Here is a 17564-nt window from a genome sequence, read left to right as displayed (position 1 = left end):
GAACCGTCAATCCCCTCTCCGGTTGGGAGCGCCGCGCACACCACTCCCTTCTAGAATCGCTCGCCTTGGAAAATAAAAAAAATCCAAGTCCGGATCATTCAAGAATCGTTAGGGGAAATCATGAAGGGATTGAGCAAATGGATGGCCAGCTGCGCGCTGGCCGCGATGCTTTGTGCTTGCGGCGGTGGCGGCGAGGAGGGCGGCGGTACGCTGAACGTCAGCGCGACGGGTAGCGCCGCGCAAGGAACCTCGGTTGGCACTGGCCAGGCCGCCACGCTCAACGTGCAGTCGGGCGACTATATCGCGCTGCGCACGAGCGCACCTGTCAAATGGCAGGCAGTCATCACCAGCAACCTGACCAAGGTAGACAACCAGACACTGACCGAAACGAACTGGTCAGGCAACCTCGTCAGCCCGACTGGCGACACCATCCAGCTGACGGCAACGCTGGTAAGCGATGCCAGCAAGGTGTTCAAGCTGAACCTGAACGTGGCGCCGCAACGCTACACCGCGCCGGCCCAGAAAATTGGCGAAGTGGCTACGTATGCCGAAACGTCGCAGCGTCTTGGCGGCGGCGGCGGTACCCAGCACATCGCCTACACGACCACGGCAGTCACCAATGGCATTACGACGGTGACCGGTTTCAATGTCGACACCAACACTGCGGATCAAAGCTATACGCAGGACCAGGACCGCAACCGCCTGACGCGCACGTACCTGAGCAACAGCAACGCTTGCACGTACGCTCCGAAGCGCAATCTGTACAGTTTCCCGATGTATGTCGGACAGTCGTGGAACGATACGTGGAACTACAGCTGCGCGGCAGGATACCGGGAGACTGGCAGCGTCCAGGCCAAGGTGGAGGGCTACGAGGCCATCACGACAGCCGCCGGCACGTTCAACGCGCTGCGCATCAGCTACGTCATCACCTACACGAACTCGAACGACGCCCAACTGCCGAACGGCAACCTGGGTACCGCCACGTACTCGGAAACGGTCACCGGCTGGTGGTCTCCCGAACTCGGCCGCACGGTCAAGTGGGTATCCAACTATGGCTACGCCGCCGGTTTCTCGAATGCGGCATTCATGAAGGTGTACACGCAGGAGCTGCAGAGTTTGAAGTAAGGGGACCGCGTGCTAGAGAATGGCCAGCACAAGCTGGCCATTTTTACTCGCAGGGAGCATGGCCAAATTTGGCCATCACTTCGCGCATCCGCTTATCGTGAAGCGGCAGAAGTGGCTTCTTCAATTTCACCCGGCCGCCAACTCTTGTCGAAGAACGAGGGCAGTGGATTGTAGAAGCGGAGAATGGCCCACCAACCCTTGCCGGGCGTCGTCTGGATCCAGTTGCCGGCGGTGACACCAGAAGGCTTGACTGGACTCATGTAGAGCGTGGTGGAGCCATCGGCGTTGGCCCGGGCTGCTGGGGTGGGGTAGCTCTGGCTACCGGCCCGGGGGAAGCGCTGCGGTGTCTGCAGCATCGAGCGGGTCTGGTTGTCATAGAGCGTGACAGACCAAAACTTCCCCGCAGGGATATTCGGCGGCAGCGTCAGCCGGTATGTCTTGCTACCGTCGAGGGCCTGGCCCCGGGCGTCTGTGAACGTACCGATGTACTGCGAGCCAATGTTGGGGAGCCGCATCACCATGGCCGGCGTAATGCCGGTCGCCACGTAGAACATGGCGGTCCGTGCGTTGAGCTTGCGCGCGCCGTCGTCCGGAAATTGCTGAACGCCTTCCTTGGTCACGTTCGGTGGGGGCGCCATGAAGCTGTATCCGCCAACGAAGAGCTGGTTGGTCCACTGCGATGCCTGGTCGTAGTACCGGAAGCCTTCTTCGCTGCGGGCCGTGGCGCTGAGCACACGCCCGGCGGCGTTGCCGGTTGCCACGGCATCGGACAGGATCGCCCGCATGCGGTCATCCGGCTTGAAGGGATGGCCCTTGCGAATACCGATAGCATGGAACTGCCCGGCAATCTCGGGATCGAGCGCCGTCGCAGGCTCTTCCTGGACCAATGCGTCGAGCATGTCATAGAACGTCGGGTCGTTCGGCGGAATGGTATTCATGGCCAGCCCCGACCCTTCCACGAATCGTGGCGACGCGGGCTTGGCAAGTTCTCCCAGCGGGGCTTTGCCGTTCAGATAGCTGCCAATGCTGGAACCGTAGCCGCCGGCACCGTAGGGGTACATCTTCAGTTCGGCGCGGATGCGGTCTGCGGCGGGCTTGGGATCATTGTTTTCCAGGAAGGCGCGCCCGAGGAACGTTACCGTGTTGGTGCGGGAGTGCGCTACGAAGTAGCCGCCCTCTGGCATCGGTCCGTTGTAACCGGGCGGCACCAGCAGGTATTTCCCGCCCTGGCCGCGATCAGGGCCAGGAATGCCGATATCGGTGACCCAGCGGAACCACATGTCGTCGACCACGCCAAGTACGTCGCGCGGCGGCTCCACGACTACCGGCCCCTTGCTCAGGTCAATGAAAGTCCAGAAATAGACAGTGTCAATATTCGCTGTCAGAAACAGCGAGTTGGAATCCATCAGGCGGGAGAACATGATGACGTCGCCGTCCTTGACGCCCACGTCGCGAAAGCCCTTGCGCAGCGCGTACAGCGACACGCCGGGTAGGCCGTTCAGGTAGCTGTCGACGCCACGAGAGAAATCCAGGTAGTCGTACACCGTTTTCGCGGTGGCCGGGTCGGGGAAGCCATCCCGGTAGCGAAGTTCGCCAATTCGCGTCTTGACCGCGTCAGGCGTCTGAATGGACAGCGGCGCCGACGAGGTAGGCGGCCGGGTCTGCGCATGCACGGTCGCAATGCCATGGACGCCGCAGGAAAGTACCACCAGAGCGGCTGCCGACCGCATGAACGTTGTCGAGATCGCTGTCACACTATCCACCTGTGGGTTGCATTGCAGGGTCGTCCGAAAAGAGCCACGTCCAATCGGAATTCGTGTGACTGTAGCAATCCCTCTACGCGGCCGTGTTCAAAAGTTTCGAGTAGTGAATTTAGAGCGTTCGCACCCCAGCACGCGCTCTGGACTGGCTGGAAATGGATGCTCTGATTTGGCGCTTGCATTGTCCAGGCTTTGCTCAGATGTCGTAGGGCTGGCTAGACTCAGATGTGGGCACGGGTGTGCGGTTTTTGCGGGGTGGAATGCTTGCTGTGGGGTCAAAGGTGGGGCGGTGGCGCTGGCCGGCAACTGCCGAGTCCGGATGCAGGGCGGGGCGCAGGCAGATTAACTCCGCGGCGACCGGTGCCGAGGGATAGCTGGTAGCTACCAGGGCCTGGCCGGGGGAGACCGGGTGCCGGAGTCGTCCGAAGCCGTGACCGTTGCAAAAGGCATGCGGAGAAGCGCTCGAAGCAGTCGTTTCTTCTTTCGACAAGAGCACTCCTCCGGGAGATTGCGATGACGATGAATACACTAAGCTAAAAACCTATGTGGACCAATCTTGCAAGACTGGGCAACAGTACTGCAAAGCATCTGACACCCCGGCCTTACTGGCATCAAAGCGCGACGCTTTACAAATTTGCGCCAACGCGAGACGGAAGATGATGAATGTTTGTTTCCGTGGCGGAGACAAAATTCACCAGAGATAATGGGTAAAAGTCGTACAACAGGTAGATATTTGCAATGGACTCTAACGAACACGCCCATCGTGCTGCGCAATTGGAGGCGACTATCCGTGCGGCGTTTCCTATCGTTCCCATTCCATATGGACATCGACGTGCGGACGGTATCAAGAATTATGAAGTGGATAATGATGTCAAGAAATTTGCAAATCGAATGTGGACGGAGATACCACTCGAATACTGGATTAAAAGCATCAGTCCGGCAGCCATTCGCAGCGCCACAAGCAATGAATTTTTTCGATATTATTCACCTTCGCTTCTGGTCGCTGTCCTACAGGACAGCGACTACACGCACTTGGCATTGGATGCTCTGCTCCCAGATAATCCAAAGTATGAGCCCCGTTCTGAATGGAAAACGTTCTGTGCGAGCTTCAGTCCACAACAGGCCGAGGCGATTGTTTCGTTCCTGGAACTGGTCAAAGAAGGCAGTACCCCGGGCAGCGCTGAGCAGTATGGGGCCGAAGCAGGGCTAGGCGGTTTGTGGAATTAGGTGTTTGCCCCGCGCCCGCCTTTTCGATCGCGCGTAGCGTTCCTGCTAGTTTGTCGCAGTGAACAGCCGCCTCCCGGTAACCTCGGAAAGAAAGAAACCCTTGGCCTCAGACGGACATTTGAACTTTGCCAGAACCGGACATTACAACTTAGCGCTGACACCCATTGTCTAGGCTAAGTTGAAATGTCCGGTGCTCGGCAAAGTTAAAATGTCCGGAATTCCATGATCTTGACTAGTGATGACCAAGTCCGAATTACACGATTTTCTGACCTCAAACTACGATCTGGTTGTTGATTCAGTCGAGCGTGGCGGCAGTAGAACTTACTTTTTGAAGCAAGTGGATTGGCGACCAGCCAGCACTACTAGGGTGCTGCGCGTGGAATACAGCCACGAGACTGTGAAGCAAATCAGGCTTTGTGTGTCTTCCGACAACAACAACAGTGTCTTTGCTCCGCCGCCGTGGCGTTTATCTGAGCTTTCCAAGCTTGTGGGCAAAGAGGTTCGCTCACTCATTAATCGTCAGGAAAACGTTTAACAGTCGATTTCAATTGTTCGTGCCATCTAACGGCCATGATTGCTTCTGCAGCCTCTGCAATGCATCGAGCATGTCGTCCTGATTCAGCGAGCGCTGCGATTTGGTGCCGGGAGGTCGGCCACGCCTACGTGGTGTCCCGTCGGGTCGTGGTACGGATTGCGATCGTCGATTGTCGCGCTTCTCCTGAACGTATTGCGCCAACTGCAGCACGTGCCCGAGGCGCTTGTTGTCCACGATTGCACCTTGGTCGACTTCCGAAAGACGATCGTAGGTCGTGTAGGGCAAGGCAGCGCCATTTGCCCGCGGCTCAATCGTGCCGTCCGGGTAGTGGTAGACATCGATGTAGCGTCCAGCCAGCTTGCGATGTTCCAGAGTATCGGCCAACAGGTAGAGCATCTTGTCGTACTGAATCGTCAGGCTCCTGGACACACAACGTGGCTCACGCGCGGTGAGGATCAAGTCCAGGTTCTCATCGGATCGCAGCAGACGATGAGCGTTGTGGTTGTTACGCGGCACCTTGGCAAAGCGCGAGTTTGTAGTCGGCGATGAACTCCGGCATGAAGGCGTTAGCGGACTCCATGGTACTGATATTGCGCAGCCGCAGTTCCTTGACCAAGCGGTCCCGCAGGGTCAGGTGGGTTCGTTCGACGCGGCCCTTGGTTTGGCTACTGTTGGCGCAGATGCCTTCGACGTTCAACTCGAACAGAACCCGGGCAAACTGGGTGTGGCCATCGCCGGACAACTTTGCCCCTACATTTCATGTCTAGGCTTTGCTCAAATGTCGTAGGGCTGGCCACTATCAGATGTCGGCTCGGGCATGCGGTTTTTGGCGGAGCCATGTCTTTGAGGGGTTCCGGCAGGGAGGACTGGCCAGCAGCGGCGAGTCCGGATGCAGGGCGGCGAGCATGCGAATTGCCTCCGTTGCATAGCCGTCGATGGATAGCTGGTAGCTAGCAAGGCTGGCTGGGGAGACCGCGGCCGGAGTCGTTCGAAGTGGTGTGACCGTCGCAGAACACCGGTTTTGTTCGCGTTTTTAATGTTGCAAGCTGAAGAATGCTGCGTCGGACTCAAGCTGCGGAGAGATATGCTGGGCAACCCAGTCAAGCCAGGCTCGGGTTCTTGCATCCAGAAAATGCCGTGACGGCAGCATCGCGTAGACGCCAATGTCTGGGGAACGCCAAGCAGGCAGGACATGCACCAGGTGTCCGCGGCGAATATCGTCGATGACGGAAAACAGCGGAAGAAGCGTGATGCCTGAACCGCGTTTGGCGACATCGAGCAAGACTTCCGGCGTGTCGGCGACTAGTTGTCCGGCGGGCGACAAGGTTCGGGGGGGCGATCCATGGCGAATCAGCCGCCAGTCCGGGGAAATAGACGGATTGACCAGTCGCAGGCATGCGTGGCCGGCAAGTTCCGGAAAGTCCTGCGGTGCGCCGAACCGGTCAATATACGATGGCGCGGCGCATAGCACGGCGAAGCTGGTTCCGATGCGCCGCGCCACGACGCCCGAGTCGACCAGTGTTTCCGCCAGGTACAGGCTGACGTCGACGCCACGCGCGAGCATGTCAGGCACATACTGCGAGCTGCGGTATTCGACAGTCAATTGAGGATACTTGGCGAAGAAGTTGGCCAGGATCGGCGCCACGTAGTGCTGGCCGAAACTCGCCATACATTGGATGCGCAAGCGTCCCTTCGGCGTTGACGTAGTCTGCGAAAGGCTTGCTTCAGCCTCATCCACTAGCGCCAGGATTTCCCGGCAACGCTCAGCGTATTCGGCGCCTGCGTCAGTCAAGGCTCTTTGCCGGGTAGTGCGCTGCAAGAGCGTGGCGCCGAGCCGTTTCTCGAGGTCGGTGACCAGCCTGGAAATCTGGGCCGTAGTGAGATTCAGCTGTTCAGCCGCAGCCGTAAAGCTTCCGCTGTCGAGCACCCGCAAAAAGGCGCGCATCGCATGGAGCAAGCCGCTATCCAGATTCTTACGCATGACGTAAAGATCAATTTCTGTTTCGCATATTGTTGCATCCGTTGAAGAAATCAACAATGCCCATTAATGGCATGCGAAAGGGAAAACATCATGGAACTGGCGAAACAGCGAGGAAAGGCATGGCTCATCATGGCTATTCCACCGCTCTTGTGGGCCGGCAATTTTATTGTTGGGCGAGCGGTGCGGGACGACATTCCTCCTATGACGCTTGCGTTCATCCGGCACCTTCTCGCCTTCGCTTGCCTTCTGCCGTTTGCGATTGCAGCCATGCGGAGGGACAGGGCACGTTACTGGCCATTGCGATGGCGCCTGTGCCGCACCTCTCTCTCTGGGCTGGCGGGCTTTAACCTGTTTGTCTATGTGGGCCTGCACCACACCTCGGCTTCCAATGCGCTCCTGCTCAACTCGACCATCCCGATGCTTATCGTCTTGCTCGGTGCAGCGGTGTATCGCCAGAGATTGAAGATGAACCAGGCGTTCGGCATGGTGCTGTCGGGCCTTGGCGTATGTATCATCATCGCGCACGGCGAGCTAAGTCGCTTGGTCACATTGCAGTTCTCTGAAGGCGATCTGCTCGTCTTCCTCGGCATGATCAGTTTCGCCTTGTACACGCTCTGGCTGCGAGACTTCCCCGCCGACATGAACCGCATTGGCCTGATGGCAATTCAGTTGCTGATTGCGGCCGTCGCACTATTGCCGTTCGCGCTATGGGAGTACAAAACTGGTGCGCATATTGAATGGCACGGCACAACGGTCGCCGCAGTCGCCTATGTGGCAATTGTGGCATCGGTGGCCGCCAACATTCTCTATTTTAGCGGGGTTGCGAAAATCGGTGCGGCTCGCGCGGGGATTTTCATTCATCTCATTCCTGCCTATGGCGTGGCGCTTTCAGTGGCTTTCCTCGGCGAGCACCTCAAGGGTTTTCACATCTTCGGCCTTGCCGCCATCCTTGCAGGATTGTCAGTCTCAAGTCTGCGCGCGCCCATTTCACCGGGCCGTCGACACCCTACCGCGTAGAGCACCTCAGAAAAAAGGATCCATTCGCCGCTGCGCGTTGATGATTTCATTGTGAAGCAAGGTAGTTGGAACCCATGATCGACCTTGATCAAATAGACCTGAAGATTCTTGGCGAGCTGCAGCGCGACGCGAGCCTCACGAATGTGGAACTTGCCGCCCGTGTCAACCTGTCGCCATCGCCGTGCCTGACGCGGGTCCGCGTGCTCGAGCACGCGGGCCTGATCACCAAGCGAGTCACGCTGCTCGACCCGCGCAGGCTCGGGCTCGATGTGAACGTCTTTATCCAGATATCTTTGGAGAAGCAGACTCGCGCAGCGCTGGAATCGTTCGAGCGCGCGGTGCTTGCCTTGCCCCAGGTGATGGAATGCTATCTGATGAGTGGCGATTCGGACTATCTGATTCGCGTGGTGGTGACCGAGGTGCAGGCGCTGGAGCATTTCATCATCGACAAGCTCACCAGGCTGGAGGGTGTGACCAGTATCCGGTCGAGTTTTGCCCTCAAGCAGGTCAAGTACCAGACAGCGCTGCCGCTGCCGGCGCCGACGCCAAAGAGCCACGGCCGGCGCAGCTAATGCAGGCGCAACTAACAGGCTGCTGAAGTTCCCCGCACAAACGGTATGCTTTTCGCCTGTGCAGGTGAGACTGTCTAGTTTCACAATCCGGAAGCCGCGCACCGCTGAATCGAGTTTTTCGGCTGCTGGGCACCAGTTTCCGTCTTCATTTCCCTGAATACCGCAACTGCGGACGGATTTTTCCCAGCGAACATTTGCGTACGAGGTTGTAGGCGGCCATGCCCGCACCATCACCTGGCGCATGCGGCCGGCCGTCTTGACCCATTCCAAGCGTTGCTTGATCAACTTGCGCTTTTGCTGCGAGACGGTATAGCCGGGCCGCAAGCAATGGCACCGAGAACTGCCGAGCGCCGACGCGAGGTGTTTTGCGCCACATGCGGCGTCACCTTCATCTCCAGGCAGGCTTCGATGAACTCCTGCGCGTCTTAGCCCCTGTCAGCACCCACTGTGATTTCCATGGCCGGGTCGACCGTTCCCTGCCGGGCGTCGTTAAGCATGACCTTGGCAGCCTCGCGCCTGGCGTGTCCATCAGCGGCGCTCACCAGCGCGCTGACTACAAGCCGTGACCGTAGTCACTCAACCTATGGCCCATGTAGCGCAGTTCACTGCCCGTCTTGCCTTTGCGATTGAGCTTCGCATCGGGATCGGTCTTGGACTGATGCGTCTCGTTGCTGCGCTGCTGTACCCTGAAGTCTCCACTATCGTCGTTGCCATCGTTGCGCACGAAGCTCTTGTGGCCCGCACAAGCCCGGATCAGCGAGCCGTCCACACTGAGGTGCTCGCCCGACAACCAGTTCTTCTTTTGCGCGAGGGCCAGTACATCGTTGAAGAATTCGATCACTGCATCGTGCTGGATCAGCGCGCACGATTCTAGGTGAATACTGGGGGCACCCAGACAGCATCGTCCGTCGACCGCCCAATGTAACAGCGAAACAGCAGGTTGTACTGCGTCTGCTCCATCAGTTGACGCATCGGCCGGATGCTGTAGAGCACCTGAAACAGCATCGCCCGCATCAGCTTCTCCGGTGCGATGCTCGGGCGACCGCCTTTGATGTCGGCCTCATACATCTCGGCGAACAGCCGATTCATCTTTACCGGTGCCTGATTGGCCATCGTCCGGAACGAACGCAGTGGATGAGACTTCGGTACGAAATCGTCCGGCCGCCGCATGGTGAACAAGCTTTCGGTGAAGGTGTCGGCGCCGCGCATGCGCTGTTGGGAAAGTGGATCGTGTCGAGTTCTCAGATCAACGTTTGAACATGTCCGCGCGTCGACTATGGCTCAAGGTATTTCAGCAGCCTGCTAAGGCAGTCCGCCGAGTCTGCGAGCTACTACCGGATCACTCGTCTTCGCCGAGCAGCATTTCGCCCAGGCCGCGCCCGTCCGGTATCATCGGCCAGACGTTCTCGCTGCCGTCCACATGGATATCAAGGAAGACGGTGCGGGTCTTCTGGGCCAGCGCTTCGTGCAAGGCCGGCTCTACCTCCGCTTCAGCGCGCACCGACAAGCCGACGTGGCCGTAGGCACGTGCCAGCGCGGGGAAGTCGGGCAGCGCTTCCATATAGGATTGCGAGTACCGCCGATCGTACCCCACGTGCTGAAGCTGGCGCACCATGCCGAGATAGCCGTTGTTGAGGCAAACGATCTTCACCGGCAGGTCATACTGCTTGCAGGTGGACAGTTCCTGGATGCACATTTGAATTGATCCGTCTCCGGTGATGGCAATCACGTCGCGCTCCGGAAACGCATGCTTGACCCCCATCGCATAGGGCAGGCCGACCCCCATCGTTCCCAGCCCGCCGGAGTTGATCCAGCGGCGCGGCTGTTCGAAGCGGTAATGCTGCGCGGCCCACATCTGGTGCTGCCCGACGTCGGAGCAAATGATCGCGTCGCCGCTGGCGAGCCGCGACAGCGTCTCGATCACGTACTGCGGCTTGATGCGCTGCCCGTCACGCGAATATGCCAGGCAGCGCCGGCCACGCCACGTGGCGATACGCTGCCACCAGTCACCACGGTCTACGGACGGTGCCGGTGCTTGCCGCAGCGCTGCGATCAGTTTTTCCAGCACGCGGTGTGCATCGCCAACAATGGGAACCGTGGGCTTAACGCGCTTGCCGATGCTGGCCGGGTCGATGTCGATATGGATGATCTCGCGTGGCGTGGCGCAGAATTCGGCTACGTTGCCGATTACGCGGTCATCAAAGCGCGCGCCGATGGCCACTAGCACGTCGCATTCCTGCATGGCGCGGTTGGCCTCAAAGGTGCCATGCATGCCGGGCATGCCGACAAAGCGTGGGTCGCTGGCGGGGAAGCTGCCCAGGGCCATCAGGGTCGTGGTGACCGGTGCGTCTGCCAGCGCGGCCAGCTCGCGCACGGCGGCGCTGGCACCCGCCGTCACGGCGCCACCGCCCACATACAGGTAGGGCCGGCGCGCCTCGTGCAGCAGTTGGGCCGCGTGCTGGATCTGGCCCTCATGGCCATCCAGCGCGGGGCGGTAGGAGCGGATGTCGATCTTCTCCGGGTAGTCGAACTTCCCGCTTGCGAGCGCCACATCCTTGGGGATGTCCACCAGCACCGGACCCGGACGGCCGGTGCGGGCAAGGTGGAAGGCCTTCTTCAGCGTGACGGCGAGACTGCCGATGTCGGAGACGAGGAAGTTGTGTTTGACGATAGGGCGGGTGATGCCAACAGTGTCGCATTCCTGAAAGGCGTCCTCGCCGATCATCGAGGTGGGCACGTTGCCGGACAGCACCACGATCGGGATCGAATCGAAATAGGCCGTGGCAATGCCGGTGACGGCATTGGTCACGCCCGGACCGGACGTCACCAGCGCGACACCGACCTCGCCGGTGGCACGGGCATAGCCGTCGGCGGCATGCACGGCGGCTTGCTCGTGTCGCACGAGCATGTGCTGCAGCCCTCTGTGTCGAGCAATCGCGTCATAGATCGGCAGCACCGCGCCTCCCGGATAGCCCCATACCGTGTGGACGCCCTCTGCCAGCAAGGCTGCGACGATCATCTCGGCACCACGCATCTGGCGTGGCATGGCAAGATTGGGGGTGCCGGCGCGGAGATCGGGGGTGGGCATTTTCATGGCAGTTCTCTCTGTTCTCGGGAAGACCTCTAAAGACGAGGCCGACGCAGGAATTCTAGGGACAGGTCGCCGGAATTAGCTGCCGAAACAGGCTGTCCAAAGTCGCGGTTCGCAACACATCGTGCCGTTCCATGGAAATCTGGATGTAGACGTTCGCACTGCTGCATCCACGGGAGCGCTGAGGCGATAGCGGGGGTAACCCGGGACCGGATGCGATCTACCGCGCTGTAGAAGGCGATAGCATGTTCCTCCGAAAGTTAGCCTTGGCCGATGATCGATAGCGTCTTCATGTCAACGCCGTGTTTCGCCGAGCACCTTGATAGCTTCGTCGGCGGCTGCATGAGTCAGGAATACTGCGACGACGGGGTCTTGCTGAGTCATGATGGGCGTCCGGTGGGTGTGATACCCGTATCAGAATGATGTCGAGGTGAGCATCCAGTGTGGGAGATCGCGCGAGACGATGCTTTCCCATTTGCACGGTGACAGGACGGGGTGCACTGTGGCCCCATCTGTGACTACATCCCGGCATCGACCCAGACCACGACATCGATGGGCGTCTCGTACAACTGGGGGCGCTGGTCGGTGGGCGCGCGTAGCCGCTATTTTGGTCCGCGCGCGCTGATCAAGGACAACAGCGTGCGCTCGACTTCGTCGTTCCTGCTGAACCTGAAGCTGGGATATCGCGTGCTCGACGATGTATGGGTGTTTGTTGAAGGGCTCAACCTGTCCGGCGGGCGTGTGAACGACATGGACTACCACTACGCATCGCTGCTGAAGGGCGAGACCTCGCCGCGCAATTTGGATGGCGTGGCTACCGGTATCAACGATCAACCACATTCATCCGGCCGAACCCAGAACTTCCGCGTGGGTGTGCTCTGGAATTTTCTAGGTTTCGATCCGGCGAACTTGCACTGCCTCAAGGTAAGCGTGCGAGTGAAATAGTAAAAAGGCGCTGATAAGATCACACTCGAACTACCCACGTTCAACGTCATAGGCAGCGATGCCGCGCCGAGAAATCGACGGTATTCAGAATGTTCTGCCACGTCCTACTGGACAAGTTTTTTTTTGCTCTTGGGGGCAGGTCGATCAATGACCGGTTCGATCTGAAACGGTCACTCATGGCCGACTGTGCGAATGACTCAAACTGGCCGGTAGCAGCCCGTGGCCACCATGCGATACTCCAATCCGCCAGTCTGATGGGGCTATGTCTCAGATCGGCCAGAAGCGGTCACGGGGACCGCTTCGCACATCGTCCCTTCTTGGAATGGAAACGGTCGTTGCTGAACCTTAGATCGATTGACCGAACGCCGCGAACTTTTCACCGAGATACTCGACGAAAAGCCGTATCCGAGAAGAGAGCTGATGCCTCTGCTGGTAGACCGCATAAATGTTTGCTTCGGGTGTCACATACTGCGGCAGGACCTGTACCAGCCTGCCGCTGCGGAGATAGCGGTCAACGTCCCATTCCGCGCGGAGTACGATGCCATGCCCTTCCAAAGCCCAGCTGACTGCAATCTCGCCGTCATTGGTTGTGAGGTTGCCTCGGACATGGATCGACTCGGTACGTGCCTTGGCGCCCTTCAAGGGCGTGAGTCGCCACACGCCGTAGGCGTCGCTTCCCTGGCGGATACCTATGCAATTGTGCCGTTGCAAGTCTACCGGGGTCTGGGGTATGCCCTGCTCGCGCAGATAGCGTGGCGAGGCAACCAGCAACCGGCGATTCGGCGCGAGCTTGCGCGCCACGATGCGGGCGTCGGGCGGCTCCCCGAATCGCACGCAAACATCGAATGCATCCTCGGTTAGTGGGGGTGGGTCCGCAGACAGTTGCAATTGGACGTCTACCTCGGGATACATCCGGCTGTACTCGGAAATCACCGGTGCCACATGCATGCGTCCAAAACCCAGTGTGGCGTTGACGCGCAGCAAGCCGCTCGGCCTGCCTTTGGCGCTGGTCAGCAACTGCTCAAGGTCGTCAAGCTCCCCCAGGATACGGCGGGCATGTTCCAGCAGTACCTCGCCTTCCGGTGTCAGGCTCATGCGCCGGGTGGTACGTGTCACCAACGGCATGCCGATGCGCGTCTCCATCTGGCCCAGCCGCTTGCTGACCGCCGCCGTCGTGACGCCGAGGTCCCGGGCGGCAGCGCTGAGGCTGCCAGCCGTCGCCAATGCCGCGAAAAAGCCCAACTCGGCCGGCTGGATCGCACTGTTGGAAGCCATGGTCACTTTCAACCTTGTGGTTAAGAATGGTTTAACTTTAATCGCGATCCAAAACTTCGTCCACCGTCCAGAATCCGTTTCACGCTCTCGACAGCGATGACGGCACCAAACGGATTTTCCAGACCAGACAGGAGACGAAAGATGAAGACGTACAAGATTGCAACCATTCCCGGCGACGGCATTGGCAAGGAAGTCGTCCCGGCTGGCCGGGAAATCATGGAAGTCCTGGTCGCCGCCGGCGCAGAATTCCGCTTCGAGTTCGAAAACTTCGACTGGGGCGGCGACTACTACCGCCAGCACGGCGTGATGATGCCGGCCGATGGTCTCGACGCACTGCGCGACAAGGATGCAATCCTGTTCGGCTCCGCTGGCGACAACCAGATTCCGGACCACATCACGCTCTGGGGGCTGCGCCTCAAGATCTGTCAAGGCTTCGACCAGTACGCCAATGTGCGTCCCACGCGCATCCTGCCCGGCATCGATGGGCCGCTCAAGCGTTGCGCACCGGAAGATCTGAACTGGGTCATCGTGCGCGAGAACTCCGAAGGCGAGTACTCTGGCGTGGGTGGCCGCGTCCACCAAGGCCATCCGATCGAAGCGGCGACAGATGTGTCGATGATGACGCGCGTTGGCGTGGAACGCATCCTGCGGTTCGCGTTCAAGCTGGCCCAATCGCGTCCGCGCAAGCTGCTGACCGTGATTACCAAGTCGAACGCACAGCGTCATGCCATGGTGATGTGGGACGAAGTGGCCGTGCAGGTAGCGAAGGACTTTCCCGATGTCACCTGGGACAAGGAACTGGTGGACGCCGCCACGGCGCGCATGGTGAACCGACCCAAGACGCTCGACACCATCGTCGCTACCAATCTGCACGCCGACATCCTGAGCGACCTCGCCGCCGCGCTGGCCGGCAGCCTCGGGATCGCCCCCACTGGCAATATCGATCCAGAGCGTCGCTATCCGTCGATGTTCGAGCCGATTCACGGTTCCGCCTTCGACATCATGGGCAAGGGCCTCGCCAATCCGGTCGGCACATTCTGGTCGGTGGTCATGCTGCTGGAGCATCTGGGCGAGAACGCCGCCGCGCAACGCGTAATGGCCGCCATCGAAGCCGTGACCGCCAACCCGGCGCTGCATACCGGGGACCTTGGCGGGAATGCAAAGACGGTCGATGTGACCAAGGCCGTCTGCGACTACCTGGCGGCGCATCGCCAAGCCAAGGCCGCATAAGCCCTCAATCCCTGCTTCACCTGTAGCACCCCTCGCACCCGGCCATGGCCGGGTTGCCAGCCGGCGCGTGCCTCGCACGCGTCCGCTTCCTTGCGGACTCCGACAACGGCCAACAGAGCCCTCGACCGCAAGCGACTCACCTCGAATCAGCAGGAGACAGCCATGATTCAAAGGCTATTGGGCAAGCTATACGTGCAAGTTTTGCTCGGCGTATCAGCCGGCATTGCGCTGGGCGTCTTCTATCCCGATCTCGGCAGCAGCCTCAAGCCATTCGGCGACATTTTCATCAAGCTCATCAAGATGGTCTTTGCGCCGATCATCTTTGCCACCGTTGTCCTCGGCATTGCGCGCATGGAGAACATGAAGGAACTGGGCCGTGTGGGCATACGTGCGCTGCTCTACTTCGAGATTCTCTCCACATTCGCGCTGGCACTCGGCCTGATCGTCGTAAACCTTGTGCAGCCAGGCGCCGGCATGAACGTCGATGCGGCGCATCTCGACGCCAAGGCCATTTCCAGTTACACCCACGCTGCCGAGAAACCGCATTCGTTCATCGACTTCCTGATGAACATGGTGCCGACCAGCGTGATCGACTCCCTGGCGCGCAACGACATTCTGCAGATCCTCGTGTTCGCCACGCTGTTCGGCATTGCCCTGTCGCACATCGGCCCACGCGCCAAGCCCGTGGTGGACTTCCTCGATTCCTTTACGCACGGCATTTTCTCGGTGGTGGGCATGGTCATGCGGCTGGCACCGCTGGCAGCGTTTGGCGCTATGGCTTTTACCGTAGGCAAGTATGGATTGGGGTCGGTAGTTTTGCTCGGCAAGTTGATGGGAACGATGTACGTCACTTGCTTCCTGTTCGTGGTGATCGTTCTCGGCGGTGTGGCACGTCTGGCGGGATTCAGCCTTTGGAAATTCCTGCGCTATATCCGCGACGAGCTGTTCACGGTGCTGGGCACCAGTTCGTCGGAATCGGTCGTACCGCAGTTGATGCGCAAGCTGGAGAACGCCGGTGTCTCCAAGCCCGTGGTAGGTCTGGTGGTCCCGTCCGGACTCACATTCAATCCTGACGGCCAGTGCATCTACTACACGATGGCCGCCATCTTCATTGCCCAGGCGACGAACACACCGTTGACGCTGACCGATCAGCTCGTGGTGCTCGGCGTGTTGCTGCTGACATCCAAAGGATCGGCTGGCGTGACCGGCTCCGGCTTCATCACGCTCGCGGCCACGCTGGCATCGATGGGCAAGATTCCCGTTGCAGGCATGGTGCTGTTGCTGGGCGTGGACCGCTTTATGTCGGAAGCGCGTGCCATTACCAATACGATAGGCAATGCGGTCGGTACGCTGGCCATCGCCCGGTGGGTGGGCGCCATCGATCAGAAGCAACTGGACGATGCACTCGACGGCAAACTTGTCGATGACCCCGAGGTGCTGGTGGAGACCGCAGAATCTCCGTCACTGGGATCGAGACTGTCTCGTGCCGCCGATGCCCACGCCGGCCTGATGCATTGAGGCGATGACGATGACATTCGACACCCCACAGGCCAGCGCGCTGCTGCGCCGCATGTTCGATGCCGCCATCGCCGCTGCGCAGCCGTCGCTCACGCTGGCGCGCCATCTGCCAGACCGCCCCAAGGGACGCACCATCGTGATCGGTGCCGGCAAGGCATCGGCAGCCATGGCGCAGGCTTTCGAGAGGGCCTGGCAAGGTCCGCTGGAGGGTCTGGTCGTGACCCGTTACGGCTACGCCGTGCCCTGCGAGCAGATCGAGATCGTGGAAGCGGCGCATCCAGTGCCGGACACCGCCGGCCACAATGCTGCGCGCCGCATGCTGGAACTCGTGTCCCGCCTGACCGAGGACGATCTGGTTGTCAGCCTGATTTCCGGTGGCGGCTCTGCACTGTTGCCGCTACCGCTGACGGGCATCTCGCTCGATGACAAGCAGCAGATCAATCGCGATCTGCTCAAGTCCGGCGCCACGATCACGGAGATGAACTGCGTCAGGCGCCATCTCTCGGCGATCAAGGGCGGACGGTTGGCGGCGGCCTGCTACCCGGCTCGCGTCTGCAACCTGCTTTTGTCGGACGTTCCGGGCGACGACCCCATCGACATTGCGTCCGGCCCCACGGTCCCCGATCCCACGACGCGCCAGGAGGCGATCGACATTCTCCGGCGCTATGGACTGGCGTTGCCAGCGCACGTCATGCGCGTGCTGGACTCCGACGAGGCCGAGACCGTCAAGCCCGGCGATCCGCGGCTCCCGCGCATCGACACCACGTTGATCGCTACCCCACGGATGGCGCTACGGGCCGCGGCAAACGTGGCGTCTGCAGCGGGGCTACCCGTGCATGTGCTGGGCGATGCCATCGAGGGCGAGGCGCGCGATGTGGGGCTGGTGCTCGGTGCTCTCGCGCTGGAATCGGCAAACCACCAGTTGTTTCCTTCGCCGTGCGTGCTGTTGTCGGGCGGAGAAACGACCGTGACCGTACGAGGCACGGGGCGCGGTGGCCGCAACGTCGAATTCCTGCTCGCACTCGCGTTGACGTTGCGCGGCGACACACGCATTCATGCCCTCGCAGGCGACACGGATGGCGTCGACGGCCAGGAAGAGATTGCCGGCGCCATCGTGACGCCCGACACCTTGCAGCGTGCCTGGGCACTGGGTATCCGTCCACAGGATGCGCTAGCCAACAACGATGGCCACGGTTTCTTCGAAGCCCTTGGGGATGCAGTCATTACCGGCCCCACCCTCACCAACGTCAACGATTTCCGCGCGATTCTGATCGCGCCCTGATGGAGT

The 17564-nt window shown here is 60.1% G+C and carries 13 protein-coding genes and 3 pseudogenes; 10 read left to right on the top strand and 6 right to left on the bottom strand.

The window, feature by feature from the left end; all coding sequences use genetic code 11:
- The first annotated feature begins 120 nt into the window (after positions 1-120).
- Complete coding sequence (locus EV147_RS05695; RefSeq protein ID WP_130390118.1) at positions 121-1125, top strand: hypothetical protein; 1005 nt, start codon at positions 121-123, stop codon at positions 1123-1125.
- Between the two features lie 92 nt (positions 1126-1217).
- On the opposite strand, the gene EV147_RS05690 is transcribed toward EV147_RS05695, so the two are convergent.
- Positions 1218-2855, bottom strand: coding sequence for a DUF1254 domain-containing protein (locus tag EV147_RS05690; RefSeq protein WP_130391201.1), 1638 nt, complete (start codon positions 2853-2855; stop codon positions 1218-1220).
- A 467-nt stretch (positions 2856-3322) separates the two neighbouring features.
- Here EV147_RS05690 and EV147_RS26450 point away from each other — a divergent pair, with 467 nt between their 5' ends.
- The 3 genes from EV147_RS26450 to EV147_RS05675 all read left to right on the top strand — a co-directional run bounded on the left by EV147_RS26450 (position 3323) and on the right by EV147_RS05675 (position 4647).
- Entirely contained in the window at positions 3323-3589 is a 267-nt protein-coding gene (locus EV147_RS26450; RefSeq protein WP_130390117.1) for a hypothetical protein, read from the top strand.
- A 34-nt stretch (positions 3590-3623) separates the two neighbouring features.
- The gene (locus tag EV147_RS05680; RefSeq protein ID WP_130390116.1) at positions 3624-4112 is read left to right on the top strand and encodes a DUF6714 family protein; all 489 of its coding nucleotides are present in this window, start codon (positions 3624-3626) and stop codon (positions 4110-4112) included.
- Positions 4113-4350: 238 nt separating this feature from the next.
- Entirely contained in the window at positions 4351-4647 is a 297-nt protein-coding gene (locus tag EV147_RS05675; RefSeq protein ID WP_130390115.1) for a hypothetical protein, read from the top strand.
- A 9-nt stretch (positions 4648-4656) separates the two neighbouring features.
- Here EV147_RS05675 and EV147_RS05670 read toward each other — a convergent pair.
- Together EV147_RS05670 and EV147_RS05665 are read right to left on the bottom strand one after the other, a co-directional pair.
- Positions 4657-5383: pseudogene (locus EV147_RS05670) on the bottom strand (ISNCY family transposase); the annotation flags it as partial.
- A gap of 297 nt (positions 5384-5680) precedes the next feature.
- Positions 5681-6628, bottom strand: a complete 948-nt coding sequence (locus tag EV147_RS05665; protein WP_130390114.1) for a LysR family transcriptional regulator — start codon at positions 6626-6628, stop codon at positions 5681-5683.
- A 90-nt stretch (positions 6629-6718) separates the two neighbouring features.
- On the opposite strand from EV147_RS05665, the gene EV147_RS05660 reads away from it, so the two are divergent.
- Both EV147_RS05660 and EV147_RS05655 read left to right on the top strand, forming a co-directional pair.
- Positions 6719-7645, top strand: a complete 927-nt coding sequence (locus EV147_RS05660; protein ID WP_130390113.1) for a DMT family transporter — start codon at positions 6719-6721, stop codon at positions 7643-7645.
- 74 nt (positions 7646-7719) lie between these two features.
- On the top strand, positions 7720-8217 hold the full coding sequence (locus EV147_RS05655) for an Lrp/AsnC family transcriptional regulator (RefSeq protein ID WP_130390112.1): 498 nt from the start codon (positions 7720-7722) through the stop codon (positions 8215-8217).
- A 145-nt stretch (positions 8218-8362) separates the two neighbouring features.
- On the opposite strand, the pseudogene EV147_RS05650 reads toward EV147_RS05655, so the two are convergent.
- Together EV147_RS05650 and ilvB are read right to left on the bottom strand one after the other, a co-directional pair.
- Positions 8363-9426 (bottom strand): annotated as a pseudogene (locus EV147_RS05650) (IS5 family transposase).
- A 130-nt stretch (positions 9427-9556) separates the two neighbouring features.
- Positions 9557-11311 carry a biosynthetic-type acetolactate synthase large subunit gene (gene ilvB, locus EV147_RS05645; RefSeq protein ID WP_198680173.1) on the bottom strand — a complete coding sequence of 585 codons (1755 nt, stop codon included), beginning with the start codon at positions 11309-11311 and terminating at the stop codon, positions 9557-9559.
- Between the two features lie 504 nt (positions 11312-11815).
- Here ilvB and EV147_RS05640 point away from each other — a divergent pair.
- Positions 11816-12253 (top strand): annotated as a pseudogene (locus EV147_RS05640) (hypothetical protein); the annotation flags it as partial.
- A 345-nt stretch (positions 12254-12598) separates the two neighbouring features.
- Here the strand turns inward: EV147_RS05640 and EV147_RS05635 are convergent.
- The gene (locus EV147_RS05635; RefSeq protein ID WP_130390110.1) at positions 12599-13528 is read right to left on the bottom strand and encodes a LysR family transcriptional regulator; all 930 of its coding nucleotides are present in this window, start codon (positions 13526-13528) and stop codon (positions 12599-12601) included.
- A gap of 141 nt (positions 13529-13669) precedes the next feature.
- Here EV147_RS05635 and EV147_RS05630 point away from each other — a divergent pair, with 141 nt between their 5' ends.
- The 3 genes from EV147_RS05630 (at position 13670) to EV147_RS05620 (ending at position 17558) form a co-directional block, all read left to right on the top strand.
- Positions 13670-14758 (top strand): tartrate dehydrogenase, encoded by a 1089-nt coding sequence (locus EV147_RS05630; protein ID WP_130390109.1) that lies wholly within the window; start codon positions 13670-13672, stop codon positions 14756-14758.
- A 162-nt stretch (positions 14759-14920) separates the two neighbouring features.
- Complete coding sequence (locus EV147_RS05625) at positions 14921-16276, top strand: dicarboxylate/amino acid:cation symporter (RefSeq protein WP_130391199.1); 1356 nt, start codon at positions 14921-14923, stop codon at positions 16274-16276.
- 10 nt (positions 16277-16286) lie between these two features.
- Positions 16287-17558, top strand: coding sequence for a glycerate kinase type-2 family protein (locus tag EV147_RS05620; RefSeq protein WP_407923197.1), 1272 nt, complete (start codon positions 16287-16289; stop codon positions 17556-17558).
- The last annotated feature ends 6 nt before the right edge of the window (positions 17559-17564 follow it).

Origin of the sequence: Cupriavidus agavae (assembly GCF_004217045.1) — a bacterium.
Lineage (GTDB): Bacteria > Pseudomonadota > Gammaproteobacteria > Burkholderiales > Burkholderiaceae > Cupriavidus > Cupriavidus agavae.
This window is presented reverse-complemented; position numbering and strand designations above follow the sequence as displayed.